Here is a 26,118-nt window from a genome sequence, read left to right as displayed (position 1 = left end):
TCACGGGAAATTTATTCAGGTTGTGACAAGGGGCGCATTCCGCAAAAAACAACAACAGCTGAACAACAATATGGATTATAGACAAGGAGTTAGAGACAGGAAGCGGGTATGCGAATTTCCTATGATGGATACCGGAAAAATAATGGCCGGTATCGTTTGATAATAATATTTAGTTATTTTCCACCCGCCGTTTACCCGCAGAAAAAATAAGTCTACGGCTCAGCCAGCAGCTCGCGAATAAGCTCGCCGAGGCGCTTAACCCCCTGCTCTTCTCTTTCCCCCCAGCCCCAGGCGGTATTAAAGCGGAAGAATGAGGTCCAGCTGGCGGTGGTGGAGAACATTTTCCCCGGCGCAATGCTGATGTTGTCGCGCAGGGCCCGCGCGCTCAGCTCCCCGGCATCGGCTCCCGCCGGCAGCTCCAGCCAGAGAAAGTAGCCGCTGTCGCTATGGTGGATTTTGACTTCGGCGGGCAGATGGCGCAGCAGCGCTTGCCAGGCCTGCTGCTTGCGCTCAGCCAGCTGGCGACGCAGGCGGCGCAGATGGGCGTCGTAGCGCCGGGTCGACAGGTAGTCCACCAGCGCCAGCTGCATCGGCGAACTGGTCGACAGCGTGCTCATCAGCTGCAGCTGCTGAATTCGCCGGGCGTGCTTGCCGGCGGCCACCCAGCCGATGCGAAAGCCGGGCACCAGGCATTTGGAAAAAGAGCTGCAGTGTAGCGTCATATCCTGGCGATCCCAGAATTTGGCGGGCAGCGGTTTCTCGCGGCCAAAATAGAGCTCGCTGTAGACGTCATCTTCGATCAGCACCACGTTGTAGCGCGTCAGTAGCTCAACCAGCCGCGCCTTTTTCCCCGCGCTGAGGGTAAAGCCGAGCGGATTCTGGCCGTTAGTCATTAGCCAGCAGGCCTTCACCGGATAGCTCTGTAGCGCCTGCTCCAGCGCCGCCAGGTCGATCCCCTCTTTGACGTCCGTCGCCACCGACAGCGCCTTCAGCCGCAGCCTTTCCAGCGCCTGCAGCGCGCCGTAGAAGCAGGGATTTTCCACCACCACCCAGTCGCCCGGCTCCGTAACCGCCTGCAGGCTCAGGTTGAGCGCCTCCAGCGCGCCGGCGGTAATCACGATCTCGTCCGGCGAAATATTCATTCCCTGCAGCGCGTAGCGGCGGGCAATGGCGTGGCGCAGTTCGTCGTTGCCCGGCGGCAGGTTTTCAATCACGCTCATCGCCGTCGCGGTTTTACTGACCTGGGCCAGGGAGCGGTTTAGCTGCTGCAGAGGGAACAGGCGCGGGTCGGGAAAAGCGGAAGCAAAAGGCAGCATGGAGGCCTGACGGCTGGCCTGCAGCACCTCAAAAATGTAGGTATTGATATCCACCGATTCATGCCGGGTCACCTGCGCCGGCGGCTCAGGCTGGCGCGACTTAACCGGTTTTGGCGCGACGTAGTAGCCCGACTGCGGGCGGGCGATAATTCGCCCCTGGCTCTCCAGCAGCTGGTAGGCGTGACTGACCGTCATAAAACTCATTCCGCTGCTGACCACCTGCTCGCGCAGGGAGGGTAAGCGGTCGCCGGGCTGCCAGACGCCGAGCGCAATCTGTTCGGTCAGCTGCTGTGCCAGCTGTTGGTACTTTTTCATAGGTAAGTCCGCAGATGAACGTATAGGCCTATAGTATAACAGGTGATAAAAAATGGCAGTTTATAAAAACTGTTATGCATACGCCTGCGGCCGATCTTGTAGCACGTCTCCCCCTCCGCATCGTGGCGATAATGCTCCCTGGCGGCGAAAAATCCATAACAGTAACCTGACTGTTATAGGAAAAAAGAGCCTTTCTGCCTCTGCAACCGAAAGCAAGCGACGCCTAAAATTGCGCGGAATCAATTTTTTTTGCGGAGCACTGCATGTTCGGTCTTGATGCATTCCACCTGGCGCGAATTCAATTCGCTTTTACCGTATCGTTTCATATTATCTTTCCCGCCATCACCATCGGGCTTGCCAGCTATCTGGCGGTGCTGGAAGGGCTGTGGTTAAAAACCAAAAATCCCGTCTGGCGCTCGCTGTACCACTTCTGGTCGAAAATTTTCGCCGTGAACTTCGGCATGGGCGTCGTCTCCGGGCTGGTGATGGCCTATCAGTTCGGCACCAACTGGAGCGGGTTTTCCGAATTCGCCGGTAGCATTACCGGGCCGCTGCTGACCTATGAGGTGCTGACGGCCTTCTTCCTCGAAGCCGGATTCCTCGGCGTGATGCTGTTTGGCTGGAACCGCGTCAGCCCCGGCATGCACTTCTTCGCCACCTGCATGGTGGCAACCGGGACCATTATTTCGACCTTCTGGATCCTCGCCTCCAACAGCTGGATGCAGACGCCGCAGGGATTTGAGGTGGTCAACGGCCAGGTGGTGCCCGTCGACTGGTTTGCGGTGATCTTCAACCCGTCATTCCCCTACCGCCTGCTGCATATGTCGGTCGCGGCCTTTCTTAGCAGCGCGCTGTTCGTCGGCGCCTCGGCGGCATGGCATCTGCTGCGCGGCAACCAAACCCCGGCCATTCGCGCCATGTTTTCGATGGCGCTGTGGATGACGCTGATCGTCGCCCCCATCCAGGCGATGATTGGCGATATGCACGGCCTGAATACGCTTGAGCATCAGCCGGCAAAAATTGCCGCCATCGAGGGCCACTGGGAAAACCGGCCAGGGGAACCGACGCCTCTGCTGCTGTTCGGCTTGCCGGATATGCAGCAGGAGCGCACCCGCTATGGCCTCGAAATTCCGGCGCTCGGCAGCCTGATCCTCACCCATAGCCTCGATAAACAGGTTCCGGCGCTGAAGGAGTTTGCGCCAGAGGACCGCCCCAATTCGACCATTGTGTTCTGGTCATTTCGCCTGATGGCCGGCCTCGGCATGCTGATGATCCTGCTCGGGGCGCTGGCGCTGTGGCTGCGCTACCGCCGGCGGCTGTACCACTCGAAGCCCTTCCTGCGCTTCGCGCTCTGGATGGGGCCATCGGGGCTGATTGCCATCCTCGCCGGCTGGGTTACCACCGAGGTTGGCCGCCAGCCGTGGGTCGTCTATGGCGTGCAGCGCACCGCCGATGCCGTTTCCGCCCACGGCGACCTGCACATGACCATCAGCCTGCTGACGTTTTTCGTGGTCTACAGCTCGGTCTTTGGCGTGGGCTATAGCTACATGCTGCGCCTGATCCGCAAAGGCCCACAGGAGGTCAATCCGCCGGTCACCGGCACCCCGGCGCGCCCGCTTTCCGCCGCCACCGGCAATTTTGAGCAAAAGGAGTCCCACTAATGGCTATCGACCTGTCGGTAATCTGGTTTGCCATCATCGTTTTCGCCACCCTGATGTATATCGTTATGGACGGCTTCGATTTAGGGATTGGCATTTTATTCTGCACCATCCGTGACGCCGAGGATCGCGACGTGATGGTTAACAGCGTGGCCCCGGTGTGGGACGGAAATGAGACCTGGCTGGTACTGGGCGGCGCGGCGCTGTTCGGCGCCTTTCCGCTGGCCTACGCGGTGATTATCGATGCGCTGGCTATCCCACTGACGCTGATGCTGGTCGGTCTGATCTTTCGCGGAGTGGCCTTCGAATTTCGCTTCCAGGCCACGCCGTCGCACCGACCTTTCTGGGACGTTGCTTTCCTTGGCGGCTCCCTGCTGGCCACCTTCGCCCAGGGAGTGGTGGTTGGCGCGGTCATTAACGGTTTCCCGGTCAGCGGCCGCACCTTTAGCGGCGGTATGCTCGACTGGCTTACGCCGTTCACCCTGTTTTGCGGCCTGGGCCTGAGCATCGCCTACGCCCTGCTGGGCGCCAGCTGGCTGGTGATGAAAAGCGAGGAGCCGCTGCAGGAAAAAATGCGCGGCGCGTCGCGGGCCCTGCTGCTGGCGCTGCTGGCGGTGATTGCCGCTATCAGCCTGTGGACCCCGCTGGCGCAGCCCGCTATCGCCGCGCGCTGGTTCAGCTTACCGAACCTCTTTTTCCTGCTGCCGGTGCCGCTGCTGGTGCTGGCACTCAGCGTCTGGCTGTGGCGGGCGTTAGGCAGCCGCGCCCATCACGCGCGGCCTTTCCTGCTGACGCTTGGGCTGGTGTTCCTCGGCTTTAGCGGACTGGGGATCAGTATCTGGCCGCATATTATTCCCCCCGCCATCACCCTGTGGCAGGCCGCCGCGCCGCCGCAGAGCCAGGGATTTATGCTGGTGGGCGCGGCGCTGATTATTCCGGTGATCCTCGGCTATACCTTCTGGAGTTACTACGTATTCCGCGGCAAAGTTCAACACGGTGAGGGGTATCATTGATGAATCGATTATGGCTTAAGCAGATAGTCTGGATGGTGGCGCTGTGGGGCGGGAGCGTGCTGGCGCTGGCGGCGGTGAGCATGGGTTTTCGCCTGCTAATGACCGCCGCCGGGCTAAAAGCCTAACTTGTTATCTTAACCGTCCACTAACCGGCAGGTGGGCTGCCGGTTAGTGGACGCTTCCGCCCGCCGCCGATCAGGCCCCTTTGCGTTTGGGCAAGGTTTTCAGCAGCTCGTCCGGGCTGACGGAGGCCACGATGCTTCCCGGAAGCGGCATTTTCAGAATATGGTTCTTCATTTTGCCCACCACGTGCATTTCGCAGGGACGACAGTCGAACTTCAGCGTCAGCACCTCGTCGCCGTGAATAAGCTGCATCGGCGTGGCTTTCCAGCTCTTAATCGAGCCTTTTGCCTGCTTCGGACACAGATTGAAGGCAAAGCGCAGGCAGTGCTTGGTGATCATCACCGGCACGTCGCCTTTCTCTTCGTGCGCTTCATAGGCGGCATCAATCAGCTTCACGCCGTAGCGCTGATAGAACTCGCGCGCCTTGTGGTTGTAGACGTTAGCCAGAAACGAGAGATGGGTTTCCGGATAGACCGGCGGCGGCACGGAAACCGCCTTGCGCCGGCCGCGAGGCGCGGCATCCAGCCGCGCCTGATCCAGCATCTCTACCGTTTCACGACGCAGCTGATTGAGCAGGCCGTTGGGCACAAACAGCGCGCCGGGCAGCGCTATCTCAACATCGCGGGCGAAATAAATGGTCTGGCCTAATTTCGCTACCCCGTCGCGCAGGTTGGACAGTGCTTTATCGGCCTGGGTCGCTTCGGCGAACTCGCCGCCGAGGGTGTGGGTCACGCTGACGCCGTCCTCGCAGGTCATCGTCAGCACCAGCTGTTCCTGCCAGCCGCTGAGGGTGATATCCACCGCAATCCGCCGCTCGCTGGAGGTCTTTTGCAGCGCCTGCTGCCAGTTGTGATCGAGATTGCGGTTCAACGCCTGATGCGGACGCGCTTTATAGAGATCCGCCGGCATTTCGTTGGGCCATACGCGGTAGCGGTTTTCACCGGTTTTCTCTACCGTATTGGCGCGAAAACCGACAATCTCACGCTTAATCATCACATTCAGGCCATCGCCGTTGGTCAGCGCTTCGCTCACCTCAACGTCAAGATGGTCTTTACCCACCTTCAGCACTTCGCCCACCGGCAGGCCGATAAACTTCGGCGAATCGAACGCGCCGATATCGCCTTTACGCGCGTTGACGAAATAATCGGTGCTGCCGCGATGGAAGGTTTTATCCGTAGAGGGCACAAAGAAATGTTCGGTGCGTCCGGCGGAGGCGCGCGCGAGATCGCTGCGGTCTTCAATAATCGCGTCCAGCATCTGGCGATAGTGGGCGGTAATGTTCTTCACGTAGCTCATGTCTTTGTAGCGGCCCTCAATTTTGAAGGATCGCACGCCGGCATCGATCAGCTGGGCCAGGTTGGCGGTCTGATCGTTATCTTTCATCGACAGGAGGTGTTTCTCATAGGCCACCACCCGGCCCTGGTCATCTTTCAGGGTATACGGCAAACGGCACGCCTGAGAGCAGTCGCCGCGGTTGGCGCTGCGGCCGGTCTGCGCGTGGGAGATATTGCACTGTCCGGAGTAGGCCACGCACAGCGCGCCGTGAATAAAGAACTCAATCGTCGCATCGGTGTGTTCGTAGATCGCCTTGATCTGCTGCAGATTCAGCTCGCGCGCCAGCACTATCTGGCTGAAGCCGACGTCGGAAAGAAACTTTGCCTTTTCGACGCTACGGATATCGCACTGGGTGCTGGCGTGCAGCTCAATCGGCGGGATATCCAGCTGCATCACCCCCATATCCTGCACGATCAGCGCATCAACGCCGGTTTCATACAGGTCGGTAATCAGGCGCTGCGCGGGCTCAAGCTCATCATCGTGAAGGATGGTATTCAGCGTCACAAAAACCTTCGCCCCGTAGCGGTGGGCGAAAGGCACCAGCCCGGCGATATCGCTGAGGCTGTTGCTGGCGTTGTGGCGCGCGCCAAAGCCCGGTCCGCCGATATAGACCGCGTCCGCGCCATGTAAAATAGCTTCACGGGCGATCCCGGCATCGCGGGCGGGGCTAAGAAGTTCAAGATGATGGTTTTGCAGGCGCATACGATCGTTGTTATCCGTTATAGGGGGCGAAATGGCGGCTATTGTAGTCAGAAGTGGGCAGAGACGAAAACAATTTCCACCGCGGCCGCGGCGTGAATTTTCAGATTCTGGCAAAGCATTGAAGGAAAAGCTATTTCCCAGCAAAAACCCCACAGGGTAAAGTCACTGCGTATTCCGGATTTTCCTCGTCACGTTGTGGATTGTTTTATCAGTCATCTTGATTGGCCGCGGGTTAACAGCCGGCGGCTTTTTCTTTTGGGTAATGGATCAGCGAATGAAAATGGGCGGTCTGCGCGCCGCTGTTGCGGTAGGCATGCGCCAGGTCGCCGGCAAAGCGCCGCCCTTCCCCCGGCTGCAGGGTCAGCCACTGCCCCTCAAGGCACAGCTCCAGCACTCCGCTGATAACCACCACGTGCTCAATCACCCCCTTTTCATGCGGCGTTGACTCGCTGAGCGCGCCGGGAGCAAGGGTGATGGAAAAATGGTCAAAACGCAGCTGCGGGTCCCACGGAAAAACGGGCGTTACCACCATCGCCTGCTGCTGCGGGTCGAAGGCGGCCGGCGCAACGGAATCATCGGCAACGATAAACGTCGAGAAGGCCACGTTCAGCCCGGTGGCGATTTTCCACAGCGTCGCTACGGTCGGGCTGGATTCGTTGCGCTCAATCTGACCGAGCATCGCCTTCGACACGCCGGTCTCCTCCGCCAGCCGCGACAGGCTCCAGCCGCGCTGTTGACGCAGCGTTTTCAGGGTCGCTGCAAGATGTTGCGCAATATTCATTCCACCTCCTGATTTTCTCAGCGGAAATTATACGCGTATTAATATGATTCTACAGGGTGTTTAATTGCGAAAAGCGTTTGCGGTACTCCCGGGGCCCCACGCCAAACTGCTGATTGAACAGGCGGGAAAAATAGAGCGCGTCGTCGTATCCCACCAGCTGAGCGATGTGCGCAATCGTCAGCTGCGCGTGTTGTAAAAGCAGCGACGCGCGATTCATGCGCTGTTTTTCTCGCCAGGCGAAAATCGTCATTCCCGTCTCCTGGCGGAACAGGTGCGCGAGCCGTGACGGTGACAGAAATGCCCGCGCGGCCAGCGTATTGATGGTGATCTTCTCCTCAAGATGCTCATCAAGGTACTGACAGATGGCGATGATACGCGGATCGAGCGAGAGGCAGTTGCTACCCGGCTGCAGCTTGAAACAGTGGAGTAAAATCTTTTCCAGACAGTTTACCGCCAGAATCGCATCCAGCCGGTCCGCCGAGGAGTAAAGGCGGATCACCTCTTTAAAATCGCTCTTTAAGCGCTGAATAAAATCGTCGTCGCTGCTCCGGGTTATCCCTACGTCGTGCCATTGACGATCCCATTTCAGCCAGTCAATCCAGTATGGGCGCGGCATAAAATAGATCCACAGGTGCTCCCAGCAATCGCTTTTCGCCTCGCGACCATAATGATGGGGGCAGCCAGGAGGAAACAGCACGACATCGTTGGGACGGCAGATGAAGGTTTCGTTATTACGATGAATCACCCCTGCGCCACGGAGAGTGATATTAATAATGTACCCCTTCATGCCCCGCTCGCGCTGAATGAAGGTATCCAGCCTGTTGCCCGGGAATATTGGCGTATAGCCCGCCACCAGCCAGGCGTTAAAGGTAAAACTGCGCATTAATGGCGAATAGATAATCAGATCATCATCCATCGTCTCTGTCTTCATTGTCGGCAACCACATCGCTGTCTAACCCATGTCGCTTATTCTGCCTGCATTAAAACAGGGCGCAACCGCGAGATTGCGCCCGCAGATTACTCCGCCAGTTTCCCCTGCGAAAGGTCCGTCGCTACCCGCTCGTAGAGCGTGTCCAGGCGATAGAAATACATGATCGCCATATTGATAAGCGCCAGGCCAAAGGGGAACGCGATAAATAAAAATTCAATCATCGACACCACCTGCGGCGACTGCACCGCATTGCCGCCGCTGATAAACCCCGCCGCCCCCAGCATCCAGCCGACGCTCGCGCTGCCCAGCCCCATTCCCAGCGTCTGCCCGAGGGTCCCGGCGCTAAACAGGATGCCTTCAATTCGCAGGCCGGTTTTCCACTCGCCGTAATCGATGGTATCGGCGAGGAAAGCGAACATCGTCGCGCCGATGCCGCAGAACCCGACGCTGCGCACGGCGGTTGCCAGGATGATAAATAGCGAGTTGGTCTTATCGAATAACGGTAGCAGATAGGCGATGCTGCACACCGATAGCCCCAGCAGCGCCAGATTGCGCTTGCCGAGGCGCTTAATAAGCCAGGGAATAACCAGCAGCGTGATCAGCCCGGGGGTATATTGCGCGAGGCTGATCCACGACATCAGCGACACGTCCTGCAGGATATAACGCGAGTAATAGACGCTGATCGTGGATAGCGCCGTCAGGCTGGTGAAGGTTATCAGCAGATAAAAGAAGATCATTAGCCAGTAGCGGTTGCCGATTATCGAACGCACCACTTCCCGCGTTTGAATATGATGCCGGTTTTCCTTATTCACCGGTTTAATTCGCTCGCGGGTCCAGGCGCCGGTCAGCAGCAGGCACAGGGCGGTGAAGAAACCAAATATCGCAAAGACCACGATCCACGCCGTCTGGCTATTGCCGAGAGCCGCCACCATCGGCAGGGTAAAGACGCCGACGGTCAGCGATCCGCAGGTAGAGAGCCCTTTGCGAAAGACGCTAAGGACGCCGCGTTGCCAGGTATCGCGGGTGATTAGCGCCAGCAGCGAGCCGTAGGCGATATTGTTGGCAGTGAAAAAAATATTCGCCAGCAGGTAGGTCACGCACACGTAGATTATTTTACCGTTGTCGCCAATGTCGGGTACGGTGGCCATCAGGAATGCCGACAGGCCGAAAGGCACGGCGGTCCAAAGCACCCACGGCCGCGCTTTGCCCAGCCGGGTCTCCGTTTTATCAATACGAATACCGACAAACACGCAGATTACGCCATCCACCACCCGGGCAAAAAACATTAAAGAGCCAATCAGCGCCGCGGAAATCCCGACGATATCGGTATAAAACCATGCCAGAAAGGTCACCATCATCGTATAGGTAAGATTCGTTCCGTAATCCCCTAAACCAAATGCCAGGCGCTCGCGAAAGCCAGGCCGATCGTCAGTGGACTGCTCCCGCGCAATTGATAAGGTACTCATGGTTTGTTCTCCAGTAGAATAATTTGCACATCCCAATCGCCTAAATCGATCTCATCGCCGGCGTGGATCGTTTCACCGCTAAAAAGCATGCGACCGGCAGGCTGACTAAATTTAACGCGCTGCGGCTCGGCGCTATAGTTAAAGTAATAAATCAGCTGATTGTTATGTTCATCAAAACCACGGCGCATAATTACCGGGAAGGTAATATGGTCATCAAATATTCCAGAGAAGGCGGTTTCAGTCGCTACGTGACGGAATATTGCGGCTAAAACCTCGCCAGATAAATGACAGCCGATATAGGTTGCGCTCCCCTGATAAAACCGATTAAAGGTTACGGCAGCATATTTATGCCAGTAAGGATGTTCGTAGCGGGCTAATACCGTCGAGTCTGCTTCCGGCTCCAGCAGCTCGATCCAGTCATGTACTGTGGTATCGAGGCCCGATAACGGCAGGCAGCTCGATGTCAGCCCGGTGCGCTGCGGCTCAACAAAAAGCTGATAGCGGGCGCCGACGGCCGCCGAGATAATTCCCGGCTGCACGCAGGAGCGCACTTTCATATTTTCATCCGCGAATCCGGATTTAAATGAGAAAATAGCATGACCGCCCTGCCTGATATAATCATTAATCTGCAGCAGCTTTTCATCGCTCACCGTATAAAGCAGCGGAAAGATCAGCATCTCGTATTGAAAGATTCGCGGATCGTCGACGGCCAGAATATCCACTTCAATATTCATCCGGTACAACGTGTCATAGTACAGACGGAAGATGTCATTGTACTGGTGCTGCGCATCGCGGGAGAACTGATGCCCGCGCCACGGATGCCAGTCGATTGCCGTCAGGCATTCGTTGCTCACCACCAGGGCGATGCGGCTTTTGCGCGAATATGCCATCGCCTGCGCCGCGAAATCACGCAGTTCAGCGCCGGTCTGGCAGACCTCATGGTAAACCGGGTTGGGCTGCAGATCGTGGCTTAAAATCCCCTTCCAGTAGGTTTCGTAAGCGTTATGCAGCGAATGCCAGTGCCAGTAGCCAATCAGGCCGGCGCCGCTGGCGACGTGGCTCCAGGCCTGCAGCCGCAGCTGTCCCGGGAACGGCGTCCACTCCTTGAAGGCCTGGGCCTGGGTCTCCAGAACCAGATAGCGGCGATCTTTGGTCACCCGCGCAATATCGCCGGCAAAGGCGATTTCCGCTCCCGTTAAGTTAAACTGGCTGGGGTGATACACATCAACCCCGGTAATATCCACAACCGCAGAGGTTTTAAAATGGTCGACCTCCGCGCGGACCCCGAACGACCAGTTGCGCCAGTCAAAGTCAAAGTTGTGGGTAATAAACTGCCGATCGTTTTTATATTCACGCACCAGCCCGGCCTGCCAGCCAAGGAAGCGGGTGACCAGCGAACGTTGAAAGGTCCTGAATGCGCAGCCCAGGCTGGCGTTAATCGTCCCGGTCAGCGACGGGAAATCCTCCCAGGCGTCAATGCGGTTGCTCCAGTAATCAAGGCCGAACGCGCGATTCATCTCCGCCAGGTTATTATTAAAGCGTTTTTTAAGATGCTTGATAAATTCAATCTGCACGTTTTCAGAGCAGCTGTCATAATATTTCGTTTCGTTATCAATCTGAAAACCGATCACCGCCGGATGGGCGGCCGTCGTCTTTAATAGCTGGCGAATAATCCGTTCGGCATACCATAAATAGGCCGGATGGGTAATATCCATTTTTTGGCGGTGACCATAGCTATTTTTCCCCTGGGGAGTTGTCGCCATTACCTCCGGGTGTTTTTTCGCCAGCCATGCGGGAATGGCGTAGGTCGGGGTGCCGATAATTACCGAAATATTATTTTCATGCATGGCGTCGAGAACCGTGGTCACTGAACTGAAATCAAACTCCCCTTCCTGTGGCTCAAAGGTACTCCAGGTACTTTCCGCAATCCGCACGTAATTAATACCCGCCTCTTTCATTAGGGCAATATCTTCCTGCAAACGCTCCTCTGCTAAATATTCACGATAATAAGCTACGCCGTACCAAAACTTTTCCATTTCTCGCTCCTCTTTGTTACCGGAAACATAACGCACAATCTTAAGAAGCGGATGAAATTAGCTGCTGGCAACATAGAGCAATCTGCTATCGCCATCGGGAGTCGATAGCGATCACATTTTCCGCTGACGGCAGGCGCTACCGATTGCCCCCTTGTGCGCTATAGCGCACGGTGGTACATTTTATCGGATGTTATAACGCACAAGAGGTTACCATGCGCTCGTTTTCCCTTCCGCTGCCGACGCTGCTCGCCGGCTTTATCGCGGTGCTGGTCGGCTACGCCAGCTCTGCGGCCATTATCTGGCAAGCCGCCGCCGCCGCGGGGGCCGATGCGGCGCAAATCGCCGGCTGGATGACGGCGCTGGGATTAGGTATGGGCGTCAGCACCCTCGCGCTGACGCTGTGGCGTAAGGTGCCAATCCTCACCGCGTGGTCCACTCCCGGCGCGGCGCTGCTGGTAAGCGGGCTGCAGGGCGTGACGCTGGAGCAGGCGGTGGGAGTATTCGTTTTTGCCAACGCCTTAATCGTGCTCTGCGGCGTGACCGGCCTGTTTGCCCGCCTGATGAAAATCGTCCCCCACTCGCTGGCGGCGGCGATGCTGGCCGGGATTTTACTGCGTTTTGGCCTGCAGGCCTTCTCCAGCCTGCAGGGTAATCTTGCCCTCTGCGGCGGCATGCTCGGCGCCTGGCTTATCTGCAAGGCCCTGCTCCCGCGCTTCGCGGTCGTTGCCGCGCTGCTGGTGGGAGGCGCCATCGCCTGGGCCAGCGGCGAGGTAAGCGGGGAACATCTCAGCCTCTCGTTCGTTGCGCCGACGTTCATCACGCCGCACTTTACCCCTTCTCTGCTGCTCAGCGTCGGGCTGCCGTTTTTCCTCGTCACTATGGCGTCGCAAAACGCCCCCGGCTTCGCCACGCTGCAGGCCTCCGGCTATCCGGTGCCGGCGTCGCCGCTTATCGTGGCGACCGGCGGCCTGGCGCTGCTGCTGTCGCCGTTTGGCGTTTATTCCATTTGCATTGCCGCGATCACCGCCGCGATTTGTCAAAGTCCGGACGCCCATCCCGATCCTCAGCGCCGCTGGCTTGCGGCGGCGGCGGCGGGCGGTTTTTATCTGCTTGCCGGTCTTTTCGGCGGTTCGATTACCGCGCTGATGTCGGCGCTGCCGACGGCGTGGATCCAGATGCTCGCCGGGCTGGCGCTGCTGGGTACCATCGGCGGGAGTCTGTTTCAGGCTCTGAATCATGAGAGCGAGCGCGATGCGGCGGTGGTGACCTTTCTGGTCACCGCCAGCGGTATCACCCTGGCGGGAATTGGTTCGGCCTTCTGGGGCCTGCTGCTGGGCGGGGCGAGCTACGCTCTGCTGTCAGCGCTGCGCCGTGCGTAGCTGCGACGGCGTCAGCCCGGTGGCGCTTTTAACGCGGTTGCTGAAATGGCTGGCGGAGCTAAAACCGCAGGCCAGCGCAATGTCGGTCAGCGAACGGGCGCTGTGGCAGATAAGCTCCTGCGCGCGAACCATACGGCGCTGCATCACGTACTGATGCGGCGCCATTTTCATCGACTGGCGGAACATCCGCGCAAAGTGATATTCGCTGAGCGCCGTCTCCTGCGCCAGCTCGGCCAGCGTCAGCGGCTGGTCAAGATTCTCCTCAATCCACGCCAGCAGCGTGCGCAGAACGTGCGGCGCCAGGCCGCCGGTGACCGTCGGTAGGCGCCACTGGACGTTCGAATAGTGCTGGATCAGGTGGGTCAGCAGCAGCGTGCTGGCGGAGCTTAAGGTCAGCTGGTTGGCCTGCTGCTGCCAGTCGTAGTCGAGGAGAAACTGGCGATAGACCGCGGTGATTTTATCATCCTGGGAAAAGGTTTGTTCCTGCAGGCTAAACGATGCCGGGCTGCGGTCCCAGATCTGTTCTCCGATGCGTCTGAGATGCGCATCGGTGCAGTACAGGTGGACAAAAGAGAGGTCTCCCCGGATATCCCAGGTACTTTCAGCGCCCTTTGGCATCAGGCAGAAGCGGTCCGGCCCGCCGCCGTTTTTCCAGCCCTGCGGCGTTTTCTGATAGCTTTCGTAACCGTCGGCAACGTACAGGCTCAGCGTGTGGTGGTCGCTGCGTACCGTCACCGTATCGAGGTTGTTGTACCACGCCGCCAGTTGAATGCCGGAGTTCAGCTCCACCGTTTCCCGCAGCACGGCTTTTTGTCGACGTAATGTTTCGAAAGTCCCGTAAGCCATAGCCTTCACAAATCAGATTCCGCAAACCCGTAGTCTATGGAGAGTCGACGGCGGATACCAGACCTCCCGGCCCCTTAAAACAAAATAAGCGCAAGAATTTGCAAGTCCGTAACAAGATGGTGACAGCGGCGCGGGCGAAAAGCCGCCACACTGCCCGCGAGTGTTCTTACGGGAGAGATATTTTGAACGCATTACTCTATGGGCTGGTCGTCGTTATCTGGGGCACGACGTGGATTGCCATTTTTCTCCAGCAGGGTCCGGTTGCCGCGCCGGTATCGATTTTTTGGCGCTTCGCCGTCGCCAGCCTTACCATGCTGGCGATTCTGCTGGTCACCCGCCGCCTGCGTCCGCTGGCGTTGCGCGATCACCTGTTCTGCGTCCTGCAGGGCTGCTGCGTGTTCTGTTTTAATTTCTGGTGCTTTTATACCGCTGCGGCGCATATCAACACCGGGCTTGAATCGGTGATTTTTTCTATGGCGGTGCTGTTTAACGCCATCAATGGCTTTATTTTCTTCCGCCAGCAGCCGCCGGGTCGTTTCTGGCTCGCCGCCGCGCTGGGGCTGGCAGGGATCGTGACGCTGTTCTGGGACGATCTGACGCGCAACGGCCTGAACGCCTCTCTGCTGTGGGGGATTGGCCTTAGCGCGCTGGGGACCTACGGCTTTTCGCTGGGGAATATGCTCAGCATCCGCCACCAGCGCCGGGGTCTGGAAACGCTAACCACCAACAGCTGGGCGATGCTCTACGGAACCCTGGTGATGGGCGCAATCGCCCTGATACGCGGCGATGATTTCTCGCCCCAGTGGACGCTGAGCTATATGGGCGCGCTGCTCTATCTGGCCCTGTTCGGCTCCGTTATCGCCTTCGGCGCCTACTTCACGCTGGTCGGGCGAATCGGCGCCGGCAAGGCCGCCTACAGCACCCTGCTGTTCCCGCTGGTTGCGCTGACGATCTCCACCTTTTATGAAGGCTACGTCTGGCACGGCAACGCGGTCGCCGGGCTGGCGTTGATTCTGGTGGGTAATCTGGTGATGTTCGCCCGACCGGAGCAGTTGTTCCTGCGCCGCAGGCTGGCGTAACTGGCGGGAGTCAGCAGCACTCCCCGGCAGCGATGCCGCCGGGGAGACGTTCAGCCGCGCCGGCGGACGGCGCGGGGGGATTATTTCTGCGTCGGGTCGAATTTCACCGCATCGATAGCCATATCGTCGATAACCTGCTTCAGGGTATCAATGGTCATCGGCGTATTTTCGTTGGCCAGTTTTTTCCCCTCGCCTTTACGCACGATCTTGATCACCGGCTTGTTCGTCCCGGCATCGATCAGCTCACCTTCAAAGTAGAGGTTGGTATCCATCGTACGGTGCCCGGTTGCCATTTCGGTACCCGCAACCACCAGCGCCACCGGCACCACTTCATAGAACTGCAGCCCCTCTTTGCTGGAATCCACGCCGGTAATGGCGCCGCGGAATATCAGGCTGCGCGGACCTGCGGTTGTCGCCAGCGTTTTACGCTCGGCAATCGCCTGCTTCATCTGCTTATTGGCGTAGGTAAGAATATCGCTCAGCGCCTGGGCCCCAACCTGGGTAGAGGGTTTAGGGATTGGGTAATAGGTGATGGGGTTATAGACCACGTTATCGTAGTTTTTCGGATTGTAATCCGGTGAAATCCAGCGCAGTTCCGCTTTACCTGATGCTGAGGTCGTCTCTTTTAAGTTGGAATAATCTTTTAAAAAACCTGAATACCGATCCGGTTGGGCAATTTTGGCAGCGCAGCCGGTTAAGGCTAACAGGCCAGCAAGAGCAGCGGCTTTAAATATAAAATGAGTACGCATGATGAATCCCTGTAAATGCAGTTGTCGGCACGGTTTATAGCAAAACACCAGGGTAAGTGTTGTGACAAAAAGGGTGAAACGCCAGGCGTTGGCAAAAATAAATCCGCCACGGTGGGCGGATTTATTTCCGGCTTGAGAAAAATACTATTCACGATCGCAGCCGCGCATCAGCTGACGGATTTATTCCAGATTCGCGTGACGGCTAAACATCTGGGCATCGCTTTGCGCCGTTTTATCTTTGAGATAAATAATTATACTGTCATATATAAGCCAGCTTAATTGTTCAAAAGAAGAACCGGTGGGTTGAATGGTCGCCGCCTTTGTCGATGACTCCGCACTTTTGGCCGTAATGCCGGGAATACGGATCGCCACATCCGCCAGCCGGCCTATCGTGTGGTCCGGATAAATGGTTAGCGTCGCAATTCGCGCGCCCTGCCCGCTGGCTTTCTGCGCCATCGTCACCAGGCTGCCGGTTTCTCCCGACCCCGACCCGACAATCAATAAATCACCTTGCTGAATTGACGGGGTGGTCGGTTCACCGACAAACCAGACGCTAAAACCAAGATGCATTAATCGGTTAGAAAAAGCCCGCGCGGCAAATCCGGAACGCCCGGCGCCGGCGACAAAGATACGTTCGGCCGTGAGGATCATCTCGCCAAGGCGCGTCACCGCATCGCCGTCCACCTGGCGGGCGTCGTCGGCCAGCTCTGAGATAATAGCGAGCAGGTTATCGCAGCTTTTCATCATCATCTCCTTAGGCGTTAACCATCGCCGCTTTAATCAGGCGCGCTTCTTCCAGCGGATCCTCGGCGCGGGTAATGGCCGAGCCGACAATCACCACGTCCGGTTTTAGCGCCACATAGTCCGCAATCGTCCGGCTGTTGATGCCGCCGGCGACGGAGATGCGCGAATACCTGGCGTGCCGTTTGATAACCCGCAGGTCTTCAAGCGGCTCTCTTCCCGCCGCCTGCTGATCGGCGCCGGTATGGACAGCAAGATGTCGGACGCCAGCGTCCTCCAGCTCGCGAATACGCGTTGGCAGATCGTCAACGCAAATCATATCAACCACCACATCGCGGCCGGCCTCTTCCGCCGCCCTCAGGCAGGCCTTCACCGTGAGAATATCGGTGACGCCGAGCGTCGTTACGTAATTTGCCCCCGCATCAAAAGCCAGCTTACTTTCGAAGTAGCCGCCATCCATAATTTTCTCGTCGGACAGCAGCTCCTTCTCGGGAAAGCGTTCGTGAAAGCGCTCAACCGCCGCCATGCCCTGGGCAATAACAAACGGCGTACCGATTTCAATGATATCCACGTGCTCACGGAGTTTTTCCGCCAGCGCCAGCGCCTCAGCAAGAGGTAATTCATCCAAAGCTAATTGCAGTTTCATCGTATCGTCCTTTTGATTATAAAGATGCCAGGCCCACGGCCGTAGCCGGAGCGTCAAGGTAGGTTTTGAGGGAGTCATCGAGCAGTAAAAGCGTCAGGCACAGGCCGTTCATTTCAAGCGAGGTGACATAGTTGCCAACGTAGCTGCGCCACAGACGATGGCCGCGCAGAGTCAGCAGATGGCCGATACGGCCCGCCATCAGATACTGTTCCATCAACGGCGTGGCGCCAAGGCCTGAGACCATGACGGCGAACTCCCTTTGCTCCTCCGCCAGGGAAAAATCATCCAGCAACGCCTCCACCATCACGGCGGCGATCTCTTCTGCTTTGGCTAAGGGGGAAACGTGGCTCCCGGCTTCGCCGTGGTGGCCGATACCAAACTCATAGGTGCCGTCGGCAATGGCAAAGTTAGGCTTACCCACGGCCGGAATTGCGCATGGAGCCAGCCCGACGCAGACGCTGCGCGTGTTGTTCGCCGCCAGGCTGGCGGCAGCGACGGTCTCTTCCAGCGAGCCGCCCGCCGCGGCCACCGCGCCGGCCGCCTTCCACATAAAGATGCCGCCGGCGATACCGTGCCGCTGCTCCGCCCGCTCCGGCGGCGCGGAGGCAATATCATCCCGCGCTTTGACGATGGCGACGCTGTGGCCCAGTTCCCGGGCCTGTTTCAGCGCCATCTGGACGTTCATCGAGTCGCCGGCATAGTTGCCAAACAGGCAGGCCACGCCCCTGCCGCGATCGGCAATTCGCATCGCATCAAGGAAAGCGTTGGCCACCGGGGATGAGAACACCTCGCCAACGGCAACGGCATCCAGCATACCGGCGCCGAGGTAGCCCAAGAATGCCGGTTCATGCCCGCTGCCGCCGCCGGTGACCAGCCCCACGCGGGGGGCAATATCGGCAGCAGGACGACGGTGCACCACGCGATGGTTTTCAGCGCTCAGCTGCACCTCGCTCCCGTGCGCAAGCAGAAAGCCCGCCAGCATGTCGTCCACGACGTCATCAGGGTCATCTATAAATCGTTGCATCAGTTTTCCCCTTTATTGATTAATACAATCGCTGTGTCGGCAAAAGCGCTCAGCAGCAGCATCGATGAGCCGGCTCCCGCATCGGGGCAGCCCCGGCTGCGTTCTCCGAGACGGCTGGCGCGGCCGACCCGGGAAACCAGGCCGCTCGTCGCGGCAAAACTGTCCTTGGCCGTTTGCCGCATTGATTCGAGAGCGCGTATCTCGCCTTCCCCGCGAGCCAGTAGCGAGCTAAGCGCATCGGTGGCGGGGATCAGCACGTCGAGCAGCGTTTTATCGCCGGGCCCTGCCGGGGTGAGCTCACGCAGATCGGCCAGCGCGCCAGTGAACATCCGCTGAAGTACGACGGCGTCAATCACCTCCTCTGCGCCGCCGCGACTGAGCCCGGCAAACCAGCAGCCATACAGAGGCCCCATTGAGCCGCCAATGTCGTTCAGCAACTTCTCGCCGATAGTCTGAAAAGCCTCGGTCATGGTCATTGCCGGCGTTAGCGCCTGTCCGGCCAGCGTGAACCCCTTATTCATATTGATGCCGTGGTCGCCATCGCCCGCGGCGCCGTCTATTTCGCTCAGCCAGGTTTTATTTTGCTGAATAACGGCAATCATATTTTTGGCAATAGCAAGCCCGTCTTTGTTGGTAAAAGACATAAACACCTCAAAAAATCAGAATATCAGTGCGGCATTAGCGCTGCATATTGAAATAAAATCGCATCATGTAGCCGAGTATTTTGTAGAACTCCGGTAAAGTGCGTTATTGCCTGACTCGCATTATGTTCAGCGATATATTTTTGCAAAGTAACGCTTTGCTCATCTTGCGGATCGAAATAGTGCAGAGCGGCCGCAAGGCCCTTAACTAAATAATCTGCGGGAAGCCCCGCGGCCTCGCACTGCACGCAGGGGGCGGTTAGTCGATCCTCAGGCGACAGCTTGCGGATCGGCGAACGGCATACCCGGCGAACGGTGTCCGTGATGCCGGGAGTGCTAAAACGCTTGATAACAAAGCGGATATACTCCTCCAGTTCGACAAGCGGAAAAGCATACTTCAGGTGCAGCAATTGCGCCGTTTCGCGCATGCTCTGCTGTATTTCGCCCCGCAGTCCATCATTGCTAAAGATTTCCTGCATCGTCTGATAGCCTTTGAGATGTCCGATATATCCGGCCCACGCGTGCCCGCCGTTAATAATATAGAGTTTACGCTCAAGATATTTACGCAGATCGTGGGTATAAATAGCATCATTAACAGGCAACGCGCCCTCATCGACGAGGCCTTTTTTATCAATAACCAGTTCATAATCGACGCCGATATCAACGACATCAAGCCCTTCCCGCCGGGTGGTCAGGACCATGCGGTCTACCGCGGTATTGGGAAAAGCGGCCAGCTCATCAATTTCAGCCATCTCGCTACCGGCGCAGCGCTGAATTTCGCGACGCAGGATCTCGCCGTTGAGGAGCGCGTTCTCACAGGCCAGCACGTTGATGCGCGGGCGGCCGGCGCGTCGCCTGGCGAGCAGCCCCGCCAGTATCAGCGGGGCAATTTTCGGCAGATTATCCGCCCACACCGCGGTCGTAATCAGGTCCGCATCAACCATAGCCTGAACAACCGCCGGGAAGTCGCTCTCCGGAGATAATGCGCGCAGGGTAGGAATAAATTTTTTTTGGTATTCTTTCTCTATAAGATACAAATTGTAGCCATGCTGTGCGTTTATTTGCGCGTTAAGCTCGACATTACGCTCAACGAACGTAATGTCATAGCCAGATCCTGCCAGCAGATCGCCAATAAACCCGCGCCCGATGCTGCCGGCGCCAAAATGTAAAGCTCGCATCTTTACCTCCTGTCAGAATATGCCGAATAAGGCGCCAAAAATAGAGACGGCAATAATCAGGACCATAATAATCGTAAAGTTTTGATTGCGTTTTAGCAGCCACCAGTAAATACCGAATACGGCCAGCAGCGGTAAAATACCGGGGACAATGTTGTCAATCACCTGCTGCAAAATAAACGGCTTATTTTGGTCGCCAAAGCTAAACTGAAGCGGCGTGCTTAACTTCACATAAGTCGACGAGAGCGCGCCCATCATAAACAGCCCGAGGGTACTGGCGCCGTTTATCAAGGTGCGAATATGCCCCGACTGCAGTATTTCGCGAATTGACGCCTGGCCCGCCCGGTAACCGTAGGCGGCGAGATTGCGCCCGACGATTATCTGGATCAGCGGCAGCATCAGTAAGAAAAATGCACCAAGAATACTGCCGTTGGTTGACAGGGTGACGGCAAGGCCAAAAATAATCGGCTTTAAGGTTGCCCAGTCAATTGAATCGCCTATTCCCGCCATCGGCCCCATCAGCCCGGTTTTAATACCGGTAATAGTGTCATCATCAATATCGGCCCCCCTGGCCTTCTGCTCCTCCATCGCGATCACAATACCGTTAATCGGTGCGCCGTAGACGGCTTCAGTATTGTAGAACACCAGGTGACGCTTAATCGCCTGCTTCAGATCTTCCTTTTCCGGATACAGTTTTTGCAAAACCGGCAAAATTGCGGTGACGAATCCCAGGGCCTGCAGGCGTTCGTATGAGATGCCCATCTCAGCAACGATGTAGTAATAAAGCCAGCTGTTCTTAACGTCTTTTTCAGTGATTTTTTTGGAGTCCATAGCGTTCATCCTCAGGCACCTTTTTGGTTTTGATAATAGGAGATAAGCAGAACGGCGCTGAGACCAAAAATAGCGGCGCCAAATACCGGAATACCGCTAAACTGCACCAGAAAGTAACCAATAAAAAACCAGGGCAGGAGCGCAGCTTTACCAATCACAAAAATGGTCAGGGCAAATCCCAGCGCGGGCAGCAGCCCACCGGCGACGCTAAATCCGTGAATCAACCACTCCGGAACGCTATTCAGGAAAGCGGTAATGCTGTCTTTCCCATACATGTTGGCCAAAAAGGGAACCGGGAAACGAATAAAGAAACCGAGGACCGTCGGCCAGACGATAGCGCACATTTTTATCTGTCTGACGTTTCCCTCTTCGGCATACCTGTCGGCCATATGCACAAATACCGCATTGACCGTTTTGCGGAACTGGTCTAAAAAGACCCCCATGACGCCGACCGGGACGGCGATAGCGATCGCCAGCGTCGGCGACAGCCCCGTATTCAGCGCCAGCGGAATAGCCACCAGCCCCGCCAGGCAGTCATCCGCGGGGAGGTTCGAGCCCGCGGCCACCAGGCCGATGTAAAGAATTTGGATCGCGGCGCCGATAATAACCGCCTGGGTGACATCCCCCATAATCAGGCCGATAAGTACCGAGGCGAACAGCGGCTGGCGGATCGCGTGGGTGATGGCATAGCCAACGTCCGTTTTACAAATCCAGTACCAGATGCCGGTAAAAATTGCGACTTCAACCATGATTAACCCTCCAGCCGGGCAATGGCTTTATCCAGGCTTAATTTGACTTCTTCCGGAGTCACCTGGAAATAAACCTCTGCCCCACCTTGCCGTATATATTTCAGGTCTTGTAAATCCTGCTCATCGATCGAAATACCGCTTACGACGCTGCGCCGGTTCACGCCACCGCCAAGTCCGCCAATCTGCACGGAGCTAAATAGCACCTCGCGCTCAACCAGCCTCTTAACGTTGCCAATCGATTTAAAAAGCAACAGCACATTATTTTTGCCATTGCTAAAATAACCATCGTGAAGCCTCGAAAGGAAACTCTCTTCTGACAGCACGTGAACATCAACACCCGGAGGCGCCGCCATCACATAAATATCCGCCAGAAAGCTATCCTGCGAGAGTTTATTATCAACAATAACAATTTCAGTTGCTGCGATGATGTTACGCCATTTTGTAATGACCTGACCGTGGATCAGTCGAAAGTCGACCCGGACCAGTTTTATATTATTCATATTCATTACCATTAGTTATAGAGGTGATGTTCTTGATACTGCCGTTTCCTGCTTCAATAATTCGCGAGACAAGCTCTGACAAAGTCACTTCTTCACGCTGCATTTCCGCTTCAATTAACATCGGTAAATTCATGCCGCAAATAACCGGATAGCCTCTGAGCTTGGCAAAAATAGCCGCTACGTTAGATGGCGTACCGGCATAGATATCGGTGAAGATAATAATATTTTCCGGGGCAGCAGAAAGTAATGCTGAAATATCATCCATGAGCTGCTCCGGCGCCATTCCCGGCTCAAGGGAAAAGCAGTAAACATTGTCCATTTTGCCTAAAATCATTTCACAGCTTTTAACTAACTCGCGGCCAAAGCCGCCGTGAGAAATCACCAGAATCCAGGGTGCTGCAATCTTTTGATCCATAAAGAAATCCTGATAGAGATAATTAACCGCGGGATTTCCCTCCGGTGATATTAATCGTCGTTCCGGTGATATAGCTGGCCCTGTCCGACAGTAACCAGCTCACCAGATCGGCGATCTCTTCCAGACGACCGGGTCGTCCGAGGGGAATTTTGTGGCTGTAGTCTTCGTCTATACTGGCGAACGCCATGCCGCGGGTATAGGCCAGCGCTTTACGGTGCACAGCGTTCCCCATCGGCGTGGGTTCATTGATGCCCGGCGCGACGCCAACGACCCGAATGCCAAAGGCCCCAAGCTCTTTTGCCCACGAGAGCGTAAAGCCGTGCAGCGCGGCTTTGGTTGCGGCATAGCAGCTTTGTCCCTTTGAACCCTCGATGCCGGCTTCAGAAACGATATTGACGATCGCCCCGGATTTTTGCCCGATCATGATCCGCGCCGCTTCCTGGGTAAAAATAAAAGGGCCTTTTTGGTTAATTCTGACCATAAAGTCAAAATCATCATCGCTTAACTCATATTCAGGCTGGCTGCCGTAATAATCGACGAGCAGACGCGCGCGATTAACCGCGGCATTATTCACCAGCCCATCAAGACGCCCGTAGCGCGCAACGACATCGGCGATCAGCCGGCATACGGATGGCCGGTCGGTAATATCGCACTGACGGTAATCAACGCCGCTAACAACCGCCGCCGGCTGCTGAATATCCGCCACCACCACCTGAGCGCCGTTGCCGGCAAGCCCTTTGGCGATCCATTCGCCGATTCCTGAACAGCCGCCGGTAACAATAACCACTTTGGGACCAAGCGCGATCCACTGTGTTGATGCCATTTGCATTATCTCCAGTTGAGAGTCAGTGCAATGACTAATACAATTAACGTGCCATGTTTATTTAAATAATATTATCAACAAGTTAATGGTAGTGTTTAAGGTTAATTTTTCGTTAAACACTATTCAGCCCTGTTTTCAACACTTCCTCTTCGGGCAGCGCGATCCACGGCTCCATCAGTTCATAAATCATCAACGCTTCAGTGGTTGTCAGCGAGATACGATATTTATTAATCAGCGTGCGGAATGCATCCGGAACCAGGGCCATAAAGCGCTGCTGGCGTTCGTTAAGTTCAAACGCATCGCGGTGGGTCAGGCCGTCATGAGTCAGCAGGCGTTCAATTAACGCCGCCAGATGCATAAAAAGATTGATTCTCAGATAGCTTTCAAAATGAATGCTGTAGCTCAGCTCGAAATACTTAACAACCTGCTCCACTTCCTCAATGATGATATTCGGGTTGAGAAAAGTAAGATGACTCACCACCCCTTCGAGGGTAAAAAGAATGACGATGTCATCAATCATCTTTTGCAGCTCATCCGCGGTGAGCAAATCTGAAAAATAGTTCCTCCATAGCAGTTCCGGCTTATCATTTATCAGCTGTCGGGTATTAACCTGCGGAATATAGCCGGCATTAAGCTCGGTGGTGGTGATCAGTAAACGCGTGCCGTACAAGGCGCTATCGGCTTTCGAGAGTTTCCACTTCAGATCGTCATACTCCATGGTCACAATTTCCAGCGTTTCATCAGCAATATAGCGGCGGGTGATTTCTTGCAGCTGGCGCGATACGCCCTCACCGGAAATACAGGAGATAATAATCTTATTGCCCTGCAGCAGGCCGGAATAGTAGCGAGCCTCCACCTCCCATGCGCCTTTAATACTATCGACAACGGCCTTCATCGACAGCTGATGCTGAATTTTTCCCGCAATATCCAGCGCCATTGAGGTGCTGACGTTGTTCATCACCAGCAGGTCGCCCTGAATATGCAGCTTTATTTCGCTATAAATATCCTGCAGCGATCCCATATCGACCAGAATAATCATGCCGTGCTGCTCTTCCAGCTGATTAATCCAGGTGGTCAGATGGGAAATAATGCCTCGGGTATTCACCGACAGCGGCATATCAAACGCCTTAAGGTAGAACCCGCCTAACAGACGGTTGGCGGTACCGGCAATACTTGAGGCCGTCGCGCGCCCGTGCGCGACAACGATGCCCTGAATCAGCGGCGCGGACTCGATCTGATGATAAAAAATAGCGCTGAGCAGTGGTTTCATCAGGGCGAGCTGCGTGCGGGGAAACTGTTTGGCAAACAGGGTAATACATTCATCCGCCAGCAGCCGGGCCCGCTGAGGAACATATCCGGTCACGCCGATGAGCCGCCCGACGCTGTCGGGATCGACCTCCCTGCTCAGGCACCACTGCAGGCTATGAAAGACCGCTTTCTCCGCCGTTGCCGGAACGGAAATACCGGTTAACTCGCTAAACTCCTGCAGCGTATCCCGCACCAGCTGCCAGACGATCCCGTGGTACAGATTGCCTCCGGGCAGGCTCGCATGCTCCTCCAGCTTATTGACGAACAGCGGCACGTTGGCGGCGCGACAAAAATTCTCCAGCAGCTGTTCATCGCGGGTGATCCAGGAGGTTGCCAGAAGATCTACGGGTAGCGTCCCGTCATCTCCCTCGCTAAACGTTACCGTATCGTGCTCGCCGCGAACGCCGGATGCGCTGCGGATAGTTATCTCCTCCGCTCCGCGCTGCGCCCATGCCGAGGCGCAAAGAACTTTGATGCGATTCTTTAGCTCACCGATATTACCTTTTGCCGGGGTGGCGAGCAGCTGACGGATCAGCGCACCGTCAACATGGACCCGCTGCTTAAAACGCCGGGCTTCCCGGGCAAAAAAATGTGAGATAAGCGCCAGCCGTTCCATATAGGGGCGCGCGTTCCAGCCGGGTAGCTCAACGGTAACGGGAATACGCCGCAGGAAGGTGGTCAGCAGTACGTTTTCACTATTTTCAGTCGTCGCAAATAAAAAGCGAACCTTCGCATGATGGGGCTGGCGGTTATCCCCCAAACGATAAAAATAGCCTTTATCCATAAATAAAAAGAGCTTTTCCTGGTTCTCCGCCGACAGACGATGTATTTCATCGAGAAAAAGAAAACCGCCGTCGGCCTCATCGAGCAGGCCGGATTTGTTTTTTTCCGCGCCGGTAAAGGCACCTTTGATATAACCAAACAGGGTCCCGGACAAGAGTTCCGGGTTATTAGCGTAATCGGCACAGTTTAGTTCTATTAGTTTTACCTGCGATGAGATAATCCCCACCGTTCCCGCGTGCTGGTGCAGCAATTGCGCCAGGTAACTTTTGCCGACGCCGCTTTCCCCCGTAATCAATACCGGCAGGCCGCCGTCGGGATAGCTGACCGCGGCGAGGCACAGCTCAACGGCATGTTTCAGGCTACCGTTGGCGCCAATCAGCGACTGGAATACGCCGGGGCTCTGCGGCTCATCATCGGCGACGGAAGGTATGCGGTCCGTTAGCCAGAAGCGCACGGGGCGCGTGGCCTCTTTGCGCAAATAACCTTCATCGCAAAGCTGATTGAGATAAAGACTAATAACGCTGCGGCTCGCGGACGTAAAGGATTCACAATCACGCGTGGTAAATCCTGATACGCCATCGCGATAAAGGGTATTCAGTTTGCGATAAAGATTTTCTTTGGCTGACATCGTTTCACCCGCAGTTCCCGGCATTCCAGATGGGCACCATGTTGCTTTAAACGGGCTTTAGCAAGAAGTCAGCGGTGTGAAACCAATCCATCTCACAGTTTCAATAAAAAACGCCCGGCCTGTTT

The 26,118-nt window shown here is 56.3% G+C and carries 24 protein-coding genes; 5 read left to right on the top strand and 19 right to left on the bottom strand.

Annotated elements, in window-relative coordinates; genetic code table 11:
• Positions 1–212 precede the first annotated feature (212 nt).
• On the bottom strand, positions 213–1,631 hold the full coding sequence (locus GO007_RS07375) for an aminotransferase-like domain-containing protein (protein ID WP_095097514.1): 1,419 nt from the start codon (positions 1,629–1,631) through the stop codon (positions 213–215).
• Between the two features lie 263 nt (positions 1,632–1,894).
• Between GO007_RS07375 and GO007_RS07370 the strand changes: the two genes are divergently transcribed.
• The 3 genes from GO007_RS07370 to GO007_RS07360 are packed head-to-tail and all read left to right on the top strand — an operon-like array spanning position 1,895 to position 4,427.
• Positions 1,895–3,292 carry a cytochrome ubiquinol oxidase subunit I gene (locus tag GO007_RS07370; protein WP_095097511.1) on the top strand — a complete coding sequence of 466 codons (1,398 nt, stop codon included), beginning with the start codon at positions 1,895–1,897 and terminating at the stop codon, positions 3,290–3,292.
• Complete coding sequence (cydB, locus tag GO007_RS07365) at positions 3,292–4,302, top strand: cytochrome d ubiquinol oxidase subunit II (RefSeq protein ID WP_095097508.1); 1,011 nt, start codon at positions 3,292–3,294, stop codon at positions 4,300–4,302. The genes GO007_RS07370 and cydB overlap by 1 nt, the downstream gene beginning before the upstream one ends.
• A complete protein-coding gene (locus GO007_RS07360; protein WP_095097506.1) occupies positions 4,302–4,427 on the top strand; it encodes a DUF2474 domain-containing protein in 126 nt (41 codons plus the stop codon). The genes cydB and GO007_RS07360 overlap by 1 nt, the downstream gene beginning before the upstream one ends.
• A 70-nt stretch (positions 4,428–4,497) precedes the next feature.
• Here the strand turns inward: GO007_RS07360 and GO007_RS07355 are convergent, their stop codons facing one another.
• The 5 genes from GO007_RS07355 to GO007_RS07335 form a co-directional block, all read right to left on the bottom strand.
• Positions 4,498–6,462: a peptidase U32 family protein gene (locus GO007_RS07355; protein ID WP_095097503.1), complete on the bottom strand. Its 1,965-nt coding sequence runs from the start codon at positions 6,460–6,462 to the stop codon at positions 4,498–4,500.
• 232 nt (positions 6,463–6,694) lie between these two features.
• Positions 6,695–7,243: a helix-turn-helix domain-containing protein gene (locus GO007_RS07350; RefSeq protein ID WP_095097500.1), complete on the bottom strand. Its 549-nt coding sequence runs from the start codon at positions 7,241–7,243 to the stop codon at positions 6,695–6,697.
• Positions 7,244–7,292: 49 nt separating this feature from the next.
• Positions 7,293–8,174 (bottom strand): arabinose operon transcriptional regulator AraC, encoded by an 882-nt coding sequence (gene araC, locus GO007_RS07345; protein ID WP_095097497.1) that lies wholly within the window; start codon positions 8,172–8,174, stop codon positions 7,293–7,295.
• 86 nt (positions 8,175–8,260) lie between these two features.
• Positions 8,261–9,640, bottom strand: coding sequence for an MFS transporter (locus GO007_RS07340; protein WP_095097494.1), 1,380 nt, complete (start codon positions 9,638–9,640; stop codon positions 8,261–8,263).
• A complete protein-coding gene (locus tag GO007_RS07335) occupies positions 9,637–11,676 on the bottom strand; it encodes a beta-galactosidase (RefSeq protein WP_095097491.1) in 2,040 nt (679 codons plus the stop codon). The genes GO007_RS07340 and GO007_RS07335 overlap by 4 nt, the downstream gene beginning before the upstream one ends.
• Before the next feature lie 182 nt (positions 11,677–11,858).
• Between GO007_RS07335 and GO007_RS07330 the strand changes: the two genes are divergently transcribed.
• Positions 11,859–13,055, top strand: coding sequence for a benzoate/H(+) symporter BenE family transporter (locus GO007_RS07330; RefSeq protein ID WP_286141794.1), 1,197 nt, complete (start codon positions 11,859–11,861; stop codon positions 13,053–13,055).
• Here GO007_RS07330 and GO007_RS07325 read toward each other — a convergent pair.
• Complete coding sequence (locus GO007_RS07325) at positions 13,035–13,901, bottom strand: helix-turn-helix domain-containing protein (RefSeq protein WP_095097485.1); 867 nt, start codon at positions 13,899–13,901, stop codon at positions 13,035–13,037. The two genes, GO007_RS07330 and GO007_RS07325, sit on opposite strands and share 21 nt — an antisense overlap.
• A 182-nt stretch (positions 13,902–14,083) precedes the next feature.
• On the opposite strand from GO007_RS07325, the gene GO007_RS07320 reads away from it, so the two are divergent.
• Positions 14,084–14,980 carry a DMT family transporter gene (locus tag GO007_RS07320; protein ID WP_095097482.1) on the top strand — a complete coding sequence of 299 codons (897 nt, stop codon included), beginning with the start codon at positions 14,084–14,086 and terminating at the stop codon, positions 14,978–14,980.
• 80 nt (positions 14,981–15,060) lie between these two features.
• Here GO007_RS07320 and GO007_RS07315 read toward each other — a convergent pair whose 3' ends face one another.
• The 12 genes from GO007_RS07315 to GO007_RS07260 form a co-directional block, all read right to left on the bottom strand.
• Complete coding sequence (locus GO007_RS07315) at positions 15,061–15,729, bottom strand: DUF3313 domain-containing protein (RefSeq protein WP_095097479.1); 669 nt, start codon at positions 15,727–15,729, stop codon at positions 15,061–15,063.
• 180 nt (positions 15,730–15,909) lie between these two features.
• Positions 15,910–16,473, bottom strand: a complete 564-nt coding sequence (gene hxlB / locus GO007_RS07310; RefSeq protein WP_095097476.1) for a 6-phospho-3-hexuloisomerase — start codon at positions 16,471–16,473, stop codon at positions 15,910–15,912.
• A 10-nt stretch (positions 16,474–16,483) separates the two neighbouring features.
• Entirely contained in the window at positions 16,484–17,116 is a 633-nt protein-coding gene (gene hxlA / locus GO007_RS07305; RefSeq protein WP_095097473.1) for a 3-hexulose-6-phosphate synthase, read from the bottom strand.
• Positions 17,117–17,132: 16 nt separating this feature from the next.
• The gene (locus GO007_RS07300) at positions 17,133–18,140 is read right to left on the bottom strand and encodes a dihydroxyacetone kinase subunit DhaK (protein WP_095097470.1); all 1,008 of its coding nucleotides are present in this window, start codon (positions 18,138–18,140) and stop codon (positions 17,133–17,135) included.
• A complete protein-coding gene (locus tag GO007_RS07295) occupies positions 18,140–18,784 on the bottom strand; it encodes a DAK2 domain-containing protein (RefSeq protein WP_095097467.1) in 645 nt (214 codons plus the stop codon). The genes GO007_RS07300 and GO007_RS07295 overlap by 1 nt, the downstream gene beginning before the upstream one ends.
• Positions 18,785–18,807: 23 nt before the next feature.
• On the bottom strand, positions 18,808–19,959 hold the full coding sequence (locus tag GO007_RS07290; protein ID WP_095097464.1) for a mannitol dehydrogenase family protein: 1,152 nt from the start codon (positions 19,957–19,959) through the stop codon (positions 18,808–18,810).
• Positions 19,960–19,971: 12 nt separating this feature from the next.
• Entirely contained in the window at positions 19,972–20,787 is an 816-nt protein-coding gene (locus GO007_RS07285) for a PTS system mannose/fructose/sorbose family transporter subunit IID (RefSeq protein WP_128878286.1), read from the bottom strand.
• A gap of 11 nt (positions 20,788–20,798) precedes the next feature.
• Positions 20,799–21,536: a PTS mannose/fructose/sorbose/N-acetylgalactosamine transporter subunit IIC gene (locus GO007_RS07280; RefSeq protein WP_095097458.1), complete on the bottom strand. Its 738-nt coding sequence runs from the start codon at positions 21,534–21,536 to the stop codon at positions 20,799–20,801.
• Between the two features lie 2 nt (positions 21,537–21,538).
• On the bottom strand, positions 21,539–22,036 hold the full coding sequence (locus GO007_RS07275; protein WP_095098129.1) for a PTS sugar transporter subunit IIB: 498 nt from the start codon (positions 22,034–22,036) through the stop codon (positions 21,539–21,541).
• Positions 22,029–22,451, bottom strand: coding sequence for a PTS sugar transporter subunit IIA (locus GO007_RS07270; protein WP_095097455.1), 423 nt, complete (start codon positions 22,449–22,451; stop codon positions 22,029–22,031). The genes GO007_RS07275 and GO007_RS07270 overlap by 8 nt, the downstream gene beginning before the upstream one ends.
• 22 nt (positions 22,452–22,473) lie before the next feature.
• Positions 22,474–23,274 carry a sorbitol-6-phosphate dehydrogenase subunit gene (locus GO007_RS07265; protein WP_095097453.1) on the bottom strand — a complete coding sequence of 267 codons (801 nt, stop codon included), beginning with the start codon at positions 23,272–23,274 and terminating at the stop codon, positions 22,474–22,476.
• Positions 23,275–23,386: 112 nt separating this feature from the next.
• Positions 23,387–25,993 carry a sigma 54-interacting transcriptional regulator gene (locus GO007_RS07260; RefSeq protein ID WP_095097451.1) on the bottom strand — a complete coding sequence of 869 codons (2,607 nt, stop codon included), beginning with the start codon at positions 25,991–25,993 and terminating at the stop codon, positions 23,387–23,389.
• Positions 25,994–26,118 lie beyond the last annotated feature (125 nt).

This window comes from Klebsiella sp. 10-1, from assembly GCF_009758445.1.
GTDB classification, from domain to species: Bacteria; Pseudomonadota; Gammaproteobacteria; order Enterobacterales; family Enterobacteriaceae; genus Klebsiella; species Klebsiella scottii.
This window is presented reverse-complemented; position numbering and strand designations above follow the sequence as displayed.